This window comes from Pseudokineococcus sp. 5B2Z-1, from assembly GCF_037482305.1.
Taxonomy (GTDB): domain Bacteria; phylum Actinomycetota; class Actinomycetes; order Actinomycetales; family Quadrisphaeraceae; genus Pseudokineococcus.
This window is the reverse complement of sequence record NZ_JBBHZG010000014.1, coordinates 3,374-4,010: the sequence shown is the minus strand read 5'-3', so window position 1 is coordinate 4,010 and position 637 is coordinate 3,374. Positions and strand designations below refer to the sequence as shown.

The following is a 637-nucleotide window of genomic DNA, read 5'->3' as shown; positions in this document are numbered from 1 at the left end:
GGTCCGGCGGGGGCCTCATCTCCCGAAAGGGTTGCCAATCGGCTTGCCCTCCAAGGATGCAAACGGTAGAGTATCTACCGTAAGCAGGACCGAGGGAGAGGGAGCAGGACATGAGCGAAACCGTCGAGAACATGGCCGACGAGGCCGTGGCGGCGCCCCCGCGCCGAGCCGGCGCCTGCCGCGCCCACACCGTCGGCCTGGAGGGCGACTACTTGGTCCCGCAGTGCGCCTGCCACCTGCTGCCCGGGCTGGCGCCGCGCACGACCCGGCGTAGCGCCGCGATCACGCTGGAGGCCGCCGCCGCCCGCCAGGGCGCCGCGCTCCAGGTCCGCGTGGCCGTCGCCAACCACGGCCCCATCCGCGCCCACTCCGTCGCCTACGCGGCGCGCATGGCCGACGAGTGGGGCGAGCGGGCCAGCGACCCGCTCGACGACGAGATGGTCACCCCGCCCCGGTGCCTGCGCGCCGCCTGGCGCGCGGCCGACAACGCCGCCGACCTCGCGGCCGAGGACCAGCCCCCCGCCACGGTCGAGTACGACCGCCCGACCTTCGCCGCGGGCTGGCAGGCCGATCACGACCGCCACGAGAACTACTCCCCGAACGCCCCGACGGGAGACGGCGACCTGTGAGCGCCGGG

General features: G+C 74.9%; 1 protein-coding gene. It reads left to right on the top strand.

What is annotated here, in order from left to right; genetic code table 11:
• Positions 1 to 110 precede the first annotated feature (110 nt).
• Positions 111 to 629, top strand: a complete 519-nt coding sequence (locus tag WDV85_RS17010) for a hypothetical protein (RefSeq protein WP_339571754.1) — start codon at positions 111 to 113, stop codon at positions 627 to 629.
• Positions 630 to 637 lie beyond the last annotated feature (8 nt).